This window comes from Streptomyces sp. CB02056 (genome assembly GCF_001905545.1).
GTDB lineage: Bacteria > Actinomycetota > Actinomycetes > Streptomycetales > Streptomycetaceae > Kitasatospora.
In genome coordinates this window covers 130,166-146,215 of record NZ_LIPD01000006.1, presented here as the reverse complement: position 1 = coordinate 146,215, position 16,050 = coordinate 130,166, and the positions used below count along the sequence as shown (strand labels likewise).

Here is a 16,050-nt window from a genome sequence, read left to right as displayed (position 1 = left end):
GCGGGAAATCCTTGGGGCTCATACGGAAGCACCTGCCAAGCCCAGTGCAACAGTGCAGACTTGTGGCAACGTGTAGCAGTGATGTTGAAAAGGTGCCGATGACCTGGGCAGTTGGCGGACCGGGAACTCTTGGGGGAATGCGATGACACGATGGGGACGGCTCGCCGTGCAGCGCAGGGCGGCCGGCTACACCCAGGAGCAGTTGGCGAGACTGATGGACGTCGACCGCACAACAGTCCATCGCTGGGAGAAGGGCACGGCGACGCCGCAACCGTGGCAGATGCCGAAGCTCGCGAGACTGCTGAAGGTCTCCGCGACCCAGTTGCGCTCCCTGCTCCCCGGAAGCTCGGATACTGTCGACGAGCTGGCAGTCACCCCGAGGGAGGACGACGGTCGAACGGAAGTGGTCCACCGGCACAGTCAGGGTGAGCAGACGACGGCGCCCGTCGCGTCTCCTTTGGCACAGGCGGACGGTCTGGTCGCCGACTGGCTGTCCGTCAGCTCCCTGATCGAGGGAACTGCAACGTCGCTGCCGGTGACCGAAGCCGATATCGGTGCCGCCGAGGGAATACTCGATCTGTTCCGTCAGCTCGACCACACGCACGGGGCTCGGCAGTACCAGCGACAGGTCAGCTCCTACATCGACAACGAACTCGAAGCGCTTCTTCGCCGCCAGGCCGCGGACGAATCGGTCGCTCGCCGGCGTGCAAGGCTCACGGCCGGATTCTGCGAGCTCGCCGGATACCAGGCGGTCGACACCGGAAGCCCCGACCAGGCCCAGGCGTACTACCGGCGCGCGCTCACCCTGACGGCTGTGACCAATGACCAGGCGTACAGCGCCTACCTCGTGGCGGTGAACCTCGGGCACCTCGCGCTGCACTGCGGCGAGCCGGAGACCGCCCTGCGTTGGGCGGCCTCGGCCCAGGCAGCGGCCGGGACTGCCGCGAGCCCGGCAACCCGGGCTGCCATCACCGCGGTCGTGGCTCGCGCGAACGCCAGGATGCGCAGGGAGACCGAGGCGACCAAGCTGATCATCCAGGCCGAGAAGCTGCTCGACACTGCTGACCACCAGGACGAGCCCACCTGGATCCGCTACTTCAACCACGCCTACCTCGCGGACGAGGTCGCCCACTGTCTCCACGACCTCGGTCGCGCCCCGGCCGCGAGGAGCCAACTCGCCGAGGCCCTCAGCGGTGTCGGCGAGGACCGGGTCCGCCGGCGAGCGATCGATGCCGCCCTGCTCGCCGCCACCTGGCTGCGTACCGGGCACCTCGACCGGGCGTGCGCGGCCGGCCGGGACGCCGTCGCCTATGCCGCCAGGACAGGGTCAGGCCGGTGCATCGAGCGGGTGGCCGGCGTCCTGGCCGACCTGCGGGCCCACGACGACTACGCCCCGGCCCGGGAGCTTCGCGAGTTCGCCCGGGTCGTGCTGCCCGAAGCCGACGGCATGGCCGTCACGCTCTCGGGCGGCTCATGAGGCGGCGGTAGAAATCGAGTTCGGCGCGGAGGGCCTGTTCCCGGGCGGCGGGCGCTGACAGGTAGTGGTCGCCGCCGTCCAGCATCAGGCTGTCGTGGCCACCGCCGAGGGCGGCCAGGTCCTGGGCGAACTGCATGGCCTCCTTGGCGGACGTGATCGTGTCAGCGGTTCCGTGGATCACTAGCACGGGACAACGGATCCGTTCCGGCGTCACTGCTCCGGCAGGCCCCCGCAGCACGGCCGAGTGGGGACGCTGGAACTCCGGGACGGACAGCTCCCACCGTGCGGGGTCGATGATTGCCGAGGTGGCCGTCGCGCCGGCGAACGGCCCGGGACGACTCGCTGCCTGGAGCGCCGTGTACCCGCCGGCGCTCGCGCCGCTGATGAACATCGCCCCGGGCAGTGCCGCGCCGGTCGAGCGCAGGTGCTCGGCCACCGCGGCACAGTCCTCGACGTCGTACTCGCCCCAGTGGCCGTGCAACGCCCGCCGGAACGCACGACCCCGGCCGGTGCTGCCCCGGTAGAGGACGTCGGCGACGGCGAATCCGTGACTGACGAAGAACTGGGTCGTCCAGTCCAGCCGCAGGGGCACATCGTCCGTCGGGCCGGGGTGTGCTCGGACCAGAAGCGGCACGGGTGCTGCCGTCTCTGCCGGTCGGTGGAGCAGGAAGCTCACACGGCCGTCGCCACCCCGGGCGGTGTCCATCGACGGCGGGACGGGCGACCAGGGCGGGGCGGGCACGCACCCAGTGCTTATCGGGACAGCCGGGGCGTCGGCTTGTGCCGCGAGGTCGAGCGACCACAAGCCCGGGGCGGACGACGGGGTGGAGCCGATCACGGCAAGCCGGCCGTCGTCGACCGCGATGTACGGCTTCACCGAGGTGAGGTTCGGGCCGAGCCGGCGCCGACTGCCTGTGGGATCGACAGCGACGAGTTCGGTGGAGAACCCGTTCAGTAGGGTCAGCACGACGGTGCCGTCGGGGGCGAATCCGTACGACTGGTAGCCCGCCTCCCAGGGTGCCGGCGCACAGTCCGCATCGGTGGGCAGGACCGCCGTCACCGTGTCGTCGCGAAGCCGGTAGAGGTTCCACCAACCCGTTCGGTCGGACATGAAGTACAGCAGTCCGTCGGGCCCCCAAGACGGCTGGACCACGGACTCCGAGGAGCCGCCTGCGACGACCCGACCCGCTCCGGGGCGGCCGGATCGGATGTCGGCCAGCAGGAGGCGGCAGCTGTCCCAAGGCATCTGGTCCCGGCCCCACTCCAGGTACGCCAGGGCGTCCCCTGCAAGGCGGGGACAGGAGAGGAATTTGGAGGAGCGAACCAGGATCTGAACGTCTCCGGCCGGAGTCACCGCGACGATCTCGTCCGCAGCGCCGTCACCACGGACCGCGAACACGCTGCCCTCGGGGCCCGGAGTGAGGTCGCCGTAGTGCTCGGAGCCACGGACGGGAACGATCCTGTCCGGCGCGCGGCCGAGTGGTTGGCGGAAGAGGGAACCGCGGTCCCCGATGAACCACACCGCGCCCTCCACCACGGCGAAGCTGCCGCCGCCGTAGGCGTGGAGCTCGCCCCCGACGGAGAAGTCGGACGGCGTCACCGCGGAGGCATTGCCGGATCGCTCCAAACACATCACGCGCCGGACCCCGCCGTGATCGGGGTCGGACTGCAACCACCACAGCGATCCTGCCACGGCCTGGAGTTCGTCGTACGCTACGACCTTCCGCGCGACCCACGCGGGTGACAGCCCTGTGTCCTGAGACCTCATGGGAGGGATCCTGCCGAATCACGCCGGTAAGTGCCACCGCCGTAAAGTGACCGGTACACGACGTTGGGACGCCCGGTCCGAGTTCGGAGAGAGGCTGGGAGGGTTCCGGAATCCTCAGCGCTGCCACCCGGTTCCGTTCACGGGTGGCAGCGCTGGGCAGGCTCGGCGGCTGTGGGCTACATGGCAGCCGCGATCGGGCTCGTGGTCAGCTCGCTGATGCTCTCGGCCGCCTTGCGGGTGTGGTAGATCAACGGGCGCAGGTCGGTGGGCATATCGGCGGAGCGCCGAAGCAGGAGGACGGAGCCCATGATGGAGTCGTGCCACAGGACCGGGGCGGAGACGGAGTCCCAGCCGGGCATGCACTCCTGACGGCCGACTCCGAAGCCGAGGTGGCGGATCTCGTCGAGGGATGCGTTGAGGGCGTCGTTGTCGCGGATCACGCCGGGGCCGGCGGTCGGCGGGACCTCCTCGGCGAGCACCAGGTCCTGGATGGTCTGGGGCAGGTAAGCGAGGATGACTCGTCCGGAGGCGCCGGTCCGCAGAGAGCGGGAGACGGAGACGACGTCCTCGGCGGACATGCCGACTTCGGCGGGATCGATGTCGCCGATGACGTAGTCGGTGCACAGGCGCTTCGCGCCGCCGAAGGGGGAGAGGACGTAGAGCAGGGCGAGGCCGTCGGTAGCGGCGTGGAGGCGTTCGAGGATGGTGTGGGTGGACGCGGCGCTGGGGGAGTGGGCCATGGCCTGGACACCGGCGCGGGCGGTGCCGGTCCCGAGGCGGTAGCGGCCGCGGCCGATCTGTTCGAAGACGCCGCCGGTTACACCGGTCTTGAGGATCCGATGGGTGGTGGCGTCATCCAGGCCTGCGGTAGCAGCGATGGAGCGCAACGAGTGCACCTCGCCGGAGAGCTGGGTAAAGGCCCGCTGGACGGCGAAAGCGCGGGCCGCGAGTGAGGACGGCGGCTTGCTCGGTGCCTCGTCCTGGTGCTGCTCGGGCACCGCGTCGGGCGCGGGCGTGGTAGTGCTCGTCATGTTCGGCTTCCGGGGGATCGTCGCGTCGTCCGGCGACGGCGCGAGGGGGACGTTCCGCGGTAACCCGCCTGGGGCAGGCGTACGGGAGGGCAGCCGGTCAGCGGTCGACGTCAAGGACGATCTTGCCGGTGGTGAGGCGGGCGGCGAGGTCGTGGTGGGCCTGACGGGCCTGGCCGAGCTTGTACACCGGGCCGTTGAGCGGCTTGAGCCAGCCTTCGGTGACCGCCGTGAACAGCGCGGACATTGAGTCGTTGATGTGGGTGCGGGAAGGGTAGAGGTTCGGCAGCCAGAAGCCGCTGACCGCCTTTGACCCGGCGAGCAGGCTGGTGATGGGGACGAGGCCGTTCGCACCGGTCACCGAGCCGAAGACCGCGAGGCGTCCGCGGGGGGTGAGGGCGGCGAGGGTGGCGTGGACGACGTCGCCGCCGGTCATCTCCATCGCGGCGGTGACGTGGCCGCCGGCGGCGTCGAGGATCCGTTCGGTGAGGTGCTCGGCGGTGGAGGAGTCGACGACGGCATCCGCCCCCAACTCTGCGGCGATCCGGCGCTTCTCCTCGCTGGAGGCCATGGCGACGACCTTGGCTCCGGCGTGCTTGGCGAGCTGGACGGCGAGCGAACCGACCCCACCCGCTGCGGCCGGTACGAGGACGGTGTCCCCGGCGGTGACTCGCAGGTCGGTGAAGAGCAGGTGCCAGGCGGTGTTGCCCTGGAGTGTGAGGGCGACGGCGTCGTGGTCGGCGATGCCGTCCGGAACCTCGAAGGCGAGCTTCCGGTGAACGACTGCGGTTTCGGCATAGCCGCCGCCACGGCTGAGCGCGATGTAGCGGCGCCCGTCCTCGGCGATGCCGAGCACCTCGTTGCCCGGGATGAACGGGGCGGGCATGGGCGCGGGGTACGAGCCTTCGCGCAGGTGGACGTCGGCGTAGTTGACGCCGGCCAGCCGAGTGCGGAGTCGAATGTGGCCGGGACGGCTCTCCGGTTCGGGCAGTTCGGTCGGCTCCAGGACCTCTGGGCCACCGAACTCCCGGACGGCTATTGCGCGCATCTTTATCAGCCCCAAGTATTGCATGTTGGATTGTCGGCGAGTTCCCGCTGGCGGGTCGCTCGGACAGCGAATATACCTGCCACGGAACGCCGGATTCTGTTTGCGCATATAGGGGTCAAGTCCATTGCTTAGATGGAGATTCTTGGCGAGTGGTATTCGTCACGTGACGCTGAGTATCGATGCCGGGGTGCTTGCTCACTGTGAGGATGCGGGGGAATTTTGCTACGCGTGACTGACTTCTCTGCTTGCGGAGCGTTGCCTTACGCTTCGTGGGAAGATCATTTCTCAGTCTCCGAAAAAGCCTTCGTTCTTCCCGCGTAGATACCCTTGATTTGTTGACCTGTATCCGGGTCGCTACTTAATGTCTCCCTGTCGCCGCAATCGCGGGCCGCCTGCTTGATGGGGAATTAGGTAATGGAGCTTCAGCTTCCTCCGGCTGTGATTCGGGGCCGGGCCGACCGGTGCTTCCGGGCCTCGCAGCCAAGGGCAGGGTCACCGCGAGTGAGATCAGGCGCCCATTCATTCCCTACGTACGGTGACCCCGGCTGTCGAAGGCCTGGGGACGGCGACCGGCTTCGGGCACTGACCGTCACGGGCGGAGGCCACCTGCCTGCGGGCTCTGCCGGAGCCTCGACCGCGTACGGAAGAACGGGATGGATCTGTCGGCCGCGTTGCCCCTATGGTGCTGCTCCCACCGCACGGTCAGCCGGCGGCCAGGGGAGGACGGGCGGCTGAGCGCCGGCCCGGTGGGCCCCACATGAGACCGGCGTCCCGGAGCTACCAACTCCTGGACGCCGGACCCGACGCCCCGGAGGGTGTCGATTCACTACCACGCGCGCAGCGGGACTTCTTCGCACGAGGGCCGCCGCGCGCGCTCCTACGAAGCAGGGAGTATTGCATGCCCGCCACACCCAGCGGAACCCTGGCCGGCCCGGACACGGACGCACGCCCACGCCTCGCCGCCAGGCTCGCGGACATGATCCCGGGCGCTGCCGCGGTCACCGTCGGCTTCACCGACCCGGTGACCCAGTGGCCCCACGCCTACGCCCGCGCCACCGACGCCGCCGGCCGCCCGATCCGGCTGAGCCCCGTCGCCAGAAGGATCGTCGCGCGGTGGATCGTCCGGGCCCACCCGGACGCAGACTGGACGCGCCCGCACCTCCTCGACCTCGCTGACGGGCAGCTCGCCGTCCGCACGGACAGCCCGGTCCGGGGGCGCTGACGTGGCACGAATACGGTCCGTCAAGCCGGAGACCTGGGTCTCCGAAACGCTGTCCGAGGTCTCCATCCCGGCGATGGTCACCTTCCTCGGCATGACCAACCACGCCGACGACCACGGCCGCCACCGCGACAACGCGGCGATCGTCTACGGCCTTATCTGGCCGATGCGCGACGAGATCAACCGTGCGGACGTCGAGGACCACCTCCAGCAACTCGCCGCCGTCGGCGCGATCTGCAGGTACACCGGCTGCGACGGCCGCAAGTACTTCCACTACCCGACCTGGCGCAAGCACCAGAAGATCGACAAGCCGAGCCTGTCCCGGCTGTCCGCGTGCCCGCACTGCGAGCCGGAGCGGTGCGGCGTCTGCAAGGGCCCCTGCATCCAGCGGGCCACCCTCGCGAGCGCTCCGGGAACGACCGCCGAGGCCGCCGCGCACGCTCCCCGGGGGTTCGCCGAAACCTCGGCGAACCCTCCCGCAGCCCTGCCGCAGCCGAACGAACCCTTCCCGGCATCCGCCATGCCGACGGCTCCCGCCGCTGCCGACGTGGCGGACCCGGCGATCGACGCCGAGCGCAAGCCGGTCCCGGTCCCCCGTAAAACCGCAGGTCAGGCGGCATTCGGTGAATCCTCCCCGAAGGTTCGCCGAAACCTCCCGGAGCCCTCGGCGCCTGGATCTAGGATCTTGGATCCTGGATCTTCTTTTCCTACGGGGCGCCAGGCGCCCGGCGCAGACACCGTCTCGGTGAACGGGCTGATCGGCGAGTACGTCGCCGCCTGTGCCGAGCGTCCGCCGGGAAGTGTGCTCGGCCACCTCGGCAAGGTCGTCAAGACCCTGCTGGACGAGGGCATCGCCGCCGACCACGTCCGCGCCGGACTGCGGCGGTTCGCCGAGATCCAGGGCCACCCGTCCCGGCTGCCGAGCCTGGTCAACGACGCCATGAACGCACGGGGCGCCGGTTTGGTCCGGCCGGGAATCCGGCCTAGCGTGCCCGCTCACCAGGCGTGGACCAACCCGGTCGACGCCGTCGCCGCCTATGCCGAGGAGCTGTGATGCGCACCCACCGCGACCCGCAGACCCTCGCCGACGCCCCCTCGGTGCTCGACCGGATGGCCCGCATCCTCGCCGCCCGGGGCATCGACCAGCACACGGTCGACGCCCTCCCGGACGAGCCGGAGCCGTACTCGGCGGAGCAAGCCCTGTCCGCCGGGCTGCCGCCGCGCTACCGCGACGCGATCGCCCAGCACCCCCAGGTCCTCGCCTGGGTGCGGCAGGTGGCCGCCCTGACCGCCGCCCCGAGCCTCGGCGCCCGCCGCCAGGTCACCACCGGCCCCAGCCTGCTGATGGCCGGAGCCGTCGGAGCCGGCAAGACCCACGAGGCGTACGGCGCCATCCGGGCCCTCGTCCAGGCCGGCATCGGTGTGCGCTGGCGCGCCACCACCGCCGCTGACCTCTACGCCGAACTCCGCCCCAGCGCGGACACCGACGCCGAGCGGGTCCTCGCCGCTTACAGCCGGGTGCCGCTGCTGCTCCTGGATGACCTCGGCGCCGCAAAGAGCTCGGAGTTCGTCGAGGAGCAGACCTACCGGCTGATCAACCGCCGCTACAACAGCCTGCTCCCGACCCTGATCACCACCAACCTGCCGATCAAGGACCTGCGCACCTGCCTCGGTGACCGCGTCACCTCCCGGCTCGCCCAGATGACCACCCGGGTCAGCTTCGAGCCGGTCGACCGCAGACGCCTCCCGCGCGCCGCCTGAGCCGCCGCCGCGCCCGGCCGCCCGCAATCACGGCGAGCCGCCCGACCTCCACCGACCCAGCGCACCTCTCCGCCGACGCTGACCTCGCGCGCGGAGAGCGATCGGAGCACACCCGCATGACCACCACGACCCGCCCTGCCCGCCATCGCGCCCTCGGCGACCAGACCTGGCAGGACCAGGCCGTCTGCACCCCGAGCGAGTACAACCCCGTCGACCCGGAGACCTTCTTCCCCGGGCCGGAGGACGCCGACAGGATCGCCACGGCCAAGGCCCTGTGCGCCCAGTGCCCCGTCGCCCGCGCTTGCCTGGACGCCGCCCTCGAAGCCGGCGACACCCACGGCATCCGGGGCGGCCTCACCGAGGAGGAACGCGAACCCCTGCACGTCAAGATCAACGACCGCCTCGACTACAGCCGCGTCAACGACACCCTCGCTGGACGCGACATCCACCTCACCCGTGCCGAACGCCGGGCTGTCGTCCTCGCCGGATACCGCCAGGACGTCCCCGTGGAACGCCTCGCCTGGCTCCTCAAGATCACCGAAGAGCACGCCCTCAAGCTCTACCGCGAAACCCGCCGAGCCATCCGCCACCGGCAGATTGCCGAGGAAGCCGCCCGCACCGCCTCGGGCCGAACCGCCTCGGCCGGCACCGAGCAGCTGGTCCGCGACGCCTTCGGGACGGCCGCATGAGCACCGCCACCACGACCAACCCGACCACCGCTCACGTTACCGGCTGGGACCGGGCGGTCGTCATCGCCCTCGGCGCCGCCGGCTGCGCGCTCTCCTACGACGCGCTGCAGCAGATGGCCATCGCCATCCACGTGAGGGGCCTGCTCACCTACCTCTTCCCGATCATCGTCGACGGCTTCATCGCCTACGGGGTGCGCGCCCTGCTCGTCCTGCGCACCGCACTGCTGAGGGCCCGCGCTTACGTGTGGACGCTCTTCGGCGCGGCCACCGGGACGAGCCTGTGGGCCAACGCCCTGCACGCCGTCCGGCTGAACGAGCAGAAGGCCACCTCGGGCCTTCGGCTGGGCGACACGGTGGTCGCGGTGCTGTCTACCATCGCCCCGCTCGCCCTGGCCGGCGCCGTCCACCTCTACATCCTCATCGCCCGCGGGCCGGTCGGCCCCGCTGACCGGGGCGGTCACGGGGACCGGCCGGCCGAGGCCGACGCCGGTCAGGTCACCCCTGACCCCGGACAGGTCACCACCGAGGAGGTCGCACTGACCGAGCGGCTGGCGGTGCTGACCGTCGGTCAGGACGGAGCCGGTCACCCCGCCCCCGGTCAGCCGGTCAGCCGCCCGGTCACCGCCCCGACGCCGAAGCCGCAGCCGACCCCGGTGAGCGCGGTCAGCCTGACCAAGCGCTCTGACCTGGGCGGTCACCCGGACACCGTCCGGGCGGTCAATGACCGACCGCAGGTCGAGCCGCCGGTCACTGCCTCTCCGGTCACCGACCGGGACGGCGACCGCCGCCCTGACCTGGACACCGAGGACCTGCTGAAGATCGCCCGGCAGGCGGTCAAGGAGGAGGACAAGCTGACCCGCCGGGTGGTCGCCGAGGCGATCCGGGGTCAGCAGATACCGCTGTCCAGCGCGACCCTGACCCACCTGATGGCCCAGCTGCGCGAACAGCACGGTCAGCCGGTCACCGCCGACCGGAACTGACCGACACCAAGCGCCGGGGTGACCGACCAGGTCACCCCGGCCGGTCACCCACCCGCGTCACCGTCGAACGGGAGTACCCCACCATGCGCACCACCCCCGCGACCTGGGCCGAGGCGGACGCCTGGCTCGCCGTCCTCACCCGGCGCGGCCATCTCCATCGCGTCGAAGCCGGCCCGGATGGCGTTCGCAGCGTCCAGCATGGCCAGCACTCCCGGCCTTGGACCCTCCACCACCCCGTCCTCGCCCTCGACTTCATCGAGGAACTCCTCGTCGACATCCGCCAGCACGACACCGAGGCCAGCCGATGACCACCTACGCCCAGGACAGCACCACCCCTGGACCGGAGCGTGACCGCAACAGGGCTCCTGGCGGAGCAAGTTGTGGGGTAAGGAGTCCTTGCCCCGCCTGCGCCCCGAACGGAGCGCAGGCACCCCGGTCGGCGGCAGACCCAGGGGGGCCTGCCGCCGACCGGGGAGTCGGCCCAGGGGTGCCGATCACGGGGGAGGACGAGCAGCAGCCGACCGCTGCCCGCGCCGCGCCGCGCCGACGCCTTCGCCAGAGCGTGCCGCGCGCCAACCGCGTCTGTCCCCGCTTCAGCGACCCCGAGTGGTCCCTCCTCCAGCACGCCGCCGCCCGAGCCGACGTCGCCCCCGGCGGCTACACCGCTGCCGCCGCGGTGGCCGCCGCCGCCAGCACCGACCCCAGCGCTGCCGTCGCTGACTACCGGCGAGGCATCCAGGAACTCATGGAGTCCAACCGCCAGCTCGGCGCCGTGGGCAACAACCTCAACCAGCTCGCCCACTACGTGAACGCCGGCGGCCAGCCGGGTGCCGAGCTCCGCCAGCTCCTGGCCCGCGTCGAAGCCTCCATCGACGCGGTCGATGACGCCGTCGACTGGCTCATCCGCCGGTGATCCCCAAGATCCGTACCGGCACCGACCGCGCCTTCCCCCTCATCGACTACCTCTTCGGCCCCGGCAAACACGAGGAACACACCAACCAGCACCTCGTCGCCTCTTGGAACAACTTCGCCCCCGACCCCGGCCCCAACCCGGATCGCCACCAGGTCGCCAAACTCGCCAACCAGCTCGACCAGCCGGTCAAGGCCCTCGGCCAGCAGGCACCGGCCACCAGGATCTGGCACTGCTCGCTCCGAACCGCCCCCGGCGACCGGCGCCTCGACGACGCCGAGTGGGCCACCATCGCCCGCCGCATCGTCCACGCCACCGGCATCGCCCCCGAAAGCGACACCACCGCCTGCCGCTGGATCGCCGTCCGCCACGCCGACGACCACATCCACATCGCCGCCACCCTCGTCCGCCAGGACGGCCGCCTCGCCAACCTCTCCTTCGACAAGCGCAAGGCCCAGGCCGAAGCCCGCCTCATCGAGAAGGAGTACGGCCTGCGCCAACTCAACCCCGGCGACGGCACCGCCGCCAAGAACCCCACCAGCCAGGAACACTTCAAGGCCGAACGCACCGGCCGCACCGAACCCCCACGCGAAACCCTGCGCGAAGCCGTCCGCCAAGCCCTCGCCGGAGCCGACAACGAGCAGGAGTTCTTCACCCGCCTGCGCGAAGCCGGCCTGCGAGTGAAGCTCCGCCACGCCCCCTCCGGCGACGTCCTCGGCTACAACGTGGCTCTGCCCGGCGACCGCAACCGTGCCGGCGAGCCCATCTGGTTCCCCGGGTCCAAACTCGCCCCCGACCTCTCCCTGCCCCGAATCCGCCGCCGCCTCGACGCCGCACCCGCCACCGCAACCCCGGAGCCGGACGACCGCCCGGCCCGCGCCGACCGCTCTGCTCCCGCCCGCCGCCGCCGGGATGCCGCCGGTATCGCCGAGCGAACCCTCGCCGTCCTCGACCAGGACGACGACGAAGCCGCCGCGCAGCTCGTCGGCGCCGGCGAACTCCTCGACGCCCTCGCCCAGACCTCCCCGGCCGCCACCCGGACCGAACTCCGAGCAGCCGCCCGCGCCTTCGACCGCGCCACCCGCAGCCACGTCCGCGCCGAGAACGCCGACATCCGCGCCCTGCGCTCCGCCGCCCGCGGAATCGTCCACGCCGGCAGCGCCCTCGGCCGCGGCGAGGACGGCGGGGCCACCGCCATGGTCCTGTCCACCCTCGTCATGGTCACCCTCGCCGCCGCCCGCTGGCACTCCGCCCGAGGCCACGCCCAGCAGGCTGCCGCCTCCCGCCAGGCCGCCGACCACCTGTGTATCGCCTACCAGCAGGCTGCCGCCAGCCCGATACGCACGATGCGCGAGGCCGGCCGCATACTTCCCGCAGCCGAACGCCGACGCCACGACACCACCATCCGCACCGTCCTCGGCGACGACTGGCGGCCGTCGGCACCGGGTCGCGACGCCCTGGCCGCGGTCCTCGCGGAAGCCGAGAGGGCTGGCCACGACCCGAAGGCCCTGCTGGAGGAAGCCGCCTCCTGGCGCGAACTCGACACCGCCCACAGCCGCGACGGCGTCCTGGTCTGGCGCATCCGCCGTGTCGCCGACCTTCCTGCGAGCCCTGAGCCCCCGCTCCAGGCTCCGACAACCACCAGGAACGGCGCGAAGCCGGGCCGTCCTGCACAGAACCCCGTCCCGCCGGAACCGGCCCAGCCCGCGATCGACCCGCACCGTCCGACCCCGCGCCGCTAACCCCACCGGCCCGGCGGGCACAAACCCCTCGACACCCGGTCCCACCAGGTGTTACGCAAGAACCCGAGCACCGAATGGAGAGCCCGTGACCAGAACCGACGAGCGCACCACCACCCCGAACCCGATCACCACCACCTCGGCCGCCTCCGACCCCCTCCTGCAGCTGGAGTACGACAGCCGACCTCCGAGCGGCCCGGACGCGGTGTGCCTCGTGAAGTGCCCCACCGAACTGGCGCTCCGCGGAGTGCCCGTCATCTGCCCCACCTGCCGAGCGCGCCGGGACTGGCTGCTGATCAACCACCGCCGCCACGTCTGGATCGGCTGCCGCTGTGGCATGGAGTGGCTGGAGCCGGAGATCACCCGCCGGGATTTCGACGCGATGATCGCCGACCCGACCTGGACGCACTACCGCACCCTCGATGAGGCCCGCAGCGTGCTGGGGTTCGACGGACTCTTCGCCGGGCTCTACCTGGAGTAACGAGCGGTATTGCATCGGATGCAACATCCGGCATGTGCTGCGCATGGTGGTGAGCTGCGACTTTACCGGGGGATCGGCTGGGGCCGGTCCCCCGGTTGGCGTTCCTGGCGGGGCGGGCGCAACCGATGCAACGATGTTGCGTTGGATGCAACGTGAACAGAGTGCTGGACCTGCCGGGAGCAGCCCATCCGGTGCTGGCCTCCGGGGTCGCCTATCTCGATTCGGAACCGGCTGCCTTCGAGGCGACGCTAGAGGGCTCGGCGCTGCAGCAGCGGGCCCGGTTTCTGGATGTTGAGCGGACGATCGCGCCGCGGCTGCGGCTGGTTCGGTGTTTCGCGGAGTACACCAACGAGTACCCGTGGCAGTGGACACCGTTGGAGACGGAGCCGTTCATCGACAGCCTCCGATCGCGCCGGCAGGGTCTGGCTGTGTCGACGGGGCGGAGATACCAGGACGCGCTGCGGCTGTTATGCGGCTATGCCACCGATGGCCGGTACGGGTGGCTGGCTCGGTATCTGGACCTCTTCGTACGGTGCCGGTGCTGTTCAATGCGGCGGACGGACGGGTGGAGGAGACCCGGGCCCGCCGACGCAAGGGCGCTCTGGCCGCGCTGCGGGACGCGGTCGCATTGAAGACGGTGTACGCCTTCGGTCTGCGGCGCCGGAGAACGCGCGGGTTCGCCGATTCCCGGTCTCCCGGCAATAGGAACTCGAGCGTTGGCTTAGTGGGCTGTCGGAGCTCGGGTTCAGTGGTGTCTGGAGGTTGCCCAGCGGGGGCGTGGCGTTGGTCAGTGCTCCGCTGTCTGGCGAGGAGGGGCACCAGCTTCCTGCGTAGCGGCCCAGGTGGCGAGCAGGCGTAGGCCCTGTTCGCTGGGTGAGCCAGGTTCGGCGGTGTAGATCGTGAGGGTGAGGCCAGGTTCGGCGGCCATGTTGAGTCCTTCGTAGGCGAGAGTGAGGTCGCCGACCGCGTGGTGGTGGAAGCGTTTGGTGCCGGTGCCGTGGTGGCGGACGTTGTGGGTGCCCCAGCGGGTGCGGAACTCGTCGCTGCGGGTGGAGAGCTCACCGACGAGGTCGTGCAGGTCCTTGTCGTGGGGGTCGCGCCCGGCCTCGGTGCGCAGGATGGCCACCGCAATGTCGGCGGCCTGGTCCCAGTCGGGGTAGAAGTGGCGGGAGGCCGGGTCGAGGAATTGGAACCGGGCGAGGTTCTTCTGGTTGCCGGGGACGTCGTACACCTCGGCGTAGAAGGCGCGGGCGAGCTGGTTGGCGGCGAGCAGATCCATCCGACCGTTGCGGACGAACGCGGGGCCTGCAGTGACGGCGTCGAGCAAACACTGCAGGCTCCGGTGCGCCTTCCACTGGCGGCTGGTGCGCCGGCGGGGCCGGGCGAGGGTGTCGGAGCCGTCGGCTGCCTGGGCGAGGTGCAGCAGGTGGGCACGCTCGGCGTCGTCGAGCTGGAGCGCGCGAGCTACGGCCTCCAGGACCGCAGGTGAGACGCCGGCGAGGTTGCCGCGCTCCAGTTTGGCGTAGTACTCGACGCTCATGTCCGCGAGGGCGGCGACCTCGCTGCGGCGCAGGCCGGGCACCCGGCGGCGGCTGCCCGTCGGCATGCCGGCCTGCTCGGGGCTGATCTTCGCGCGCCGCGAGGTGAGGAACTCGCGGACCTCCTGGCTGTTGTTCACGCCTTCGACGGTACGGGCCGCCGGGCCCGGGAGGGATGTACTGCCGGTACACCCCTTGATGGTGACTCGCTGCGCGCACCGGAAGCGCCTTTCCTGGAGACGTGGCGCTCCCCGGCCAGCCCCGCCGGCCTCGGGCCCGCGCCCGACACGCATTCGGCAGTGGCCGGCACGCCCGGCTGTCCGCCCCGGAACACGAAGGAATCCCTCTCATGCGCGGCGCAGTCATCCACGCCCCCCGGGACGTCCGCTTCGAGACACTGGACGACCCGAAGATCCTCCACCCCACCGACGCGATCATCCGAACGGCCGTGACCTGCGTGTGCGGTTCGGACCTGTGGCCCTACCGCGGGGCGGAGCCGGTCGGCGACCCGCACCCGATGGGGCACGAGTATGTCGGCTTCGTGGAGGAGGTCGGCTCCGCCGTCACCTCGCTGCGGCCGGGCCAGTTCGTGGTCGGCTCGTTCGCGACCTCCGACAACACCTGCCCGAACTGCCTGCGCGGCTTCCAGTCGAACTGCGTGCACCGCGAGTTCATGTCCACCTGCCAGGCCGAGTACGTCCGTATCCCCAATGCCCAGGGCACCCTGGTCGCCACCGACGGCACCCCGGGCGAGGAGTTCTGGCCGGGTCTGCTGGCGGTCTCGGACGTGCTGGGCACCGGCTGGTGGGCCGCCGACGCGGCCGAGGTCAAGCCCGGCTCGACCGCGGTGGTGGTCGGTGACGGCGCGGTCGGCCTGTGCGCCGTGATCGCCGCGAAGGAGATGGGCGCCGAACGGATCATCGCCATGTCCCGCCACGCCTCCCGGCAGAACCTCGCCCTGCAGTTCGGCGCCACCGACATCGTCACCGAGCGCGGCGACGAGGGCGTGGCCCGGATCAAGGAACTGACCGGCGGCATCGGCGCCGACAGCGTCCTGGAGTGCGTGGGCACCGCCCAGTCCATGCGACAGGCCCTGCACTCGGCCCGACCCGGCGGCAGCGTCGGCTTCGTGGGTGTCCCGCACGGGGTCGCCGTCGACGGCCAGGAGCTGTTCTTCTCCCATGTGGGCCTGCGCGGTGGCCCCGCCCCGGTGCGCCGCTACCTGCCTGACCTGATCGAGCGCGTCCTGGCCGGCAGCATCGACCCGGGCAAGGTCTTCGACCTCACCGTGCCGCTGGACCAGGTTGCCGAGGGCTACCGCGCGATGGACGAGCGCCGCGCCATCAAGGCCCTCCTCAAGCCCTGACCGCGACGGTCGAACCGGCCGGGGCCCGGCGGCGGGCCACCGCCCG

General features: G+C 71.1%; 15 protein-coding genes. 11 read left to right on the top strand and 4 right to left on the bottom strand.

Going from position 1 to position 16,050, the window contains the following annotated elements; all coding sequences use genetic code 11:
• Positions 1-166 precede the first annotated feature (166 nt).
• The gene (locus AMK13_RS45955) at positions 167-1,477 is read left to right on the top strand and encodes a helix-turn-helix transcriptional regulator (protein ID WP_158077718.1); all 1,311 of its coding nucleotides are present in this window, start codon (positions 167-169) and stop codon (positions 1,475-1,477) included.
• Here AMK13_RS45955 and AMK13_RS41040 read toward each other — a convergent pair.
• From AMK13_RS41040 to AMK13_RS17830, 3 genes are all read right to left on the bottom strand, one after another.
• Complete coding sequence (locus AMK13_RS41040) at positions 1,455-3,245, bottom strand: prolyl oligopeptidase family serine peptidase (protein WP_079272246.1); 1,791 nt, start codon at positions 3,243-3,245, stop codon at positions 1,455-1,457. The genes AMK13_RS45955 and AMK13_RS41040 overlap by 23 nt on opposite strands.
• Positions 3,246-3,421: 176 nt before the next feature.
• Positions 3,422-4,276 (bottom strand): IclR family transcriptional regulator domain-containing protein, encoded by an 855-nt coding sequence (locus tag AMK13_RS17835; protein ID WP_079272245.1) that lies wholly within the window; start codon positions 4,274-4,276, stop codon positions 3,422-3,424.
• 97 nt (positions 4,277-4,373) lie between these two features.
• Positions 4,374-5,321, bottom strand: coding sequence for a quinone oxidoreductase family protein (locus AMK13_RS17830; RefSeq protein ID WP_074003082.1), 948 nt, complete (start codon positions 5,319-5,321; stop codon positions 4,374-4,376).
• Positions 5,322-6,219: 898 nt separating this feature from the next.
• On the opposite strand from AMK13_RS17830, the gene AMK13_RS17825 reads away from it, so the two are divergent.
• From AMK13_RS17825 to AMK13_RS17785, 9 genes are all read left to right on the top strand, one after another.
• A complete protein-coding gene (locus AMK13_RS17825) occupies positions 6,220-6,543 on the top strand; it encodes a hypothetical protein (RefSeq protein ID WP_074003081.1) in 324 nt (107 codons plus the stop codon).
• 1 nt (position 6,544) lies between these two features.
• On the top strand, positions 6,545-7,594 hold the full coding sequence (locus AMK13_RS17820; RefSeq protein ID WP_074003080.1) for a hypothetical protein: 1,050 nt from the start codon (positions 6,545-6,547) through the stop codon (positions 7,592-7,594).
• Positions 7,594-8,301: an ATP-binding protein gene (locus AMK13_RS17815; protein ID WP_074003079.1), complete on the top strand. Its 708-nt coding sequence runs from the start codon at positions 7,594-7,596 to the stop codon at positions 8,299-8,301. Before AMK13_RS17820 ends, AMK13_RS17815 begins: the two co-directional genes overlap by 1 nt.
• 116 nt (positions 8,302-8,417) lie before the next feature.
• Positions 8,418-8,990: a WhiB family transcriptional regulator gene (locus AMK13_RS17810; protein ID WP_074003078.1), complete on the top strand. Its 573-nt coding sequence runs from the start codon at positions 8,418-8,420 to the stop codon at positions 8,988-8,990.
• Positions 8,987-9,970 carry a DUF2637 domain-containing protein gene (locus tag AMK13_RS17805; RefSeq protein WP_074003077.1) on the top strand — a complete coding sequence of 328 codons (984 nt, stop codon included), beginning with the start codon at positions 8,987-8,989 and terminating at the stop codon, positions 9,968-9,970. Before AMK13_RS17810 ends, AMK13_RS17805 begins: the two co-directional genes overlap by 4 nt.
• 83 nt (positions 9,971-10,053) lie before the next feature.
• A complete protein-coding gene (locus AMK13_RS17800) occupies positions 10,054-10,278 on the top strand; it encodes a hypothetical protein (protein ID WP_074003076.1) in 225 nt (74 codons plus the stop codon).
• Between the two features lie 179 nt (positions 10,279-10,457).
• The gene (locus AMK13_RS17795) at positions 10,458-10,883 is read left to right on the top strand and encodes a MobC family plasmid mobilization relaxosome protein (RefSeq protein ID WP_074003075.1); all 426 of its coding nucleotides are present in this window, start codon (positions 10,458-10,460) and stop codon (positions 10,881-10,883) included.
• Entirely contained in the window at positions 10,880-12,622 is a 1,743-nt protein-coding gene (locus AMK13_RS17790) for a relaxase/mobilization nuclease domain-containing protein (RefSeq protein ID WP_074003074.1), read from the top strand. The genes AMK13_RS17795 and AMK13_RS17790 overlap by 4 nt, the downstream gene beginning before the upstream one ends.
• A gap of 85 nt (positions 12,623-12,707) precedes the next feature.
• On the top strand, positions 12,708-13,100 hold the full coding sequence (locus AMK13_RS17785; RefSeq protein ID WP_074003073.1) for a hypothetical protein: 393 nt from the start codon (positions 12,708-12,710) through the stop codon (positions 13,098-13,100).
• A 787-nt stretch (positions 13,101-13,887) separates the two neighbouring features.
• Here the strand turns inward: AMK13_RS17785 and AMK13_RS17775 are convergent.
• Positions 13,888-14,778 (bottom strand): helix-turn-helix transcriptional regulator, encoded by an 891-nt coding sequence (locus AMK13_RS17775; protein WP_074003071.1) that lies wholly within the window; start codon positions 14,776-14,778, stop codon positions 13,888-13,890.
• Between the two features lie 209 nt (positions 14,779-14,987).
• Between AMK13_RS17775 and AMK13_RS17770 the strand changes: the two genes are divergently transcribed.
• Positions 14,988-16,004 carry a zinc-dependent alcohol dehydrogenase family protein gene (locus AMK13_RS17770; protein WP_074003070.1) on the top strand — a complete coding sequence of 339 codons (1,017 nt, stop codon included), beginning with the start codon at positions 14,988-14,990 and terminating at the stop codon, positions 16,002-16,004.
• Positions 16,005-16,050 lie beyond the last annotated feature (46 nt).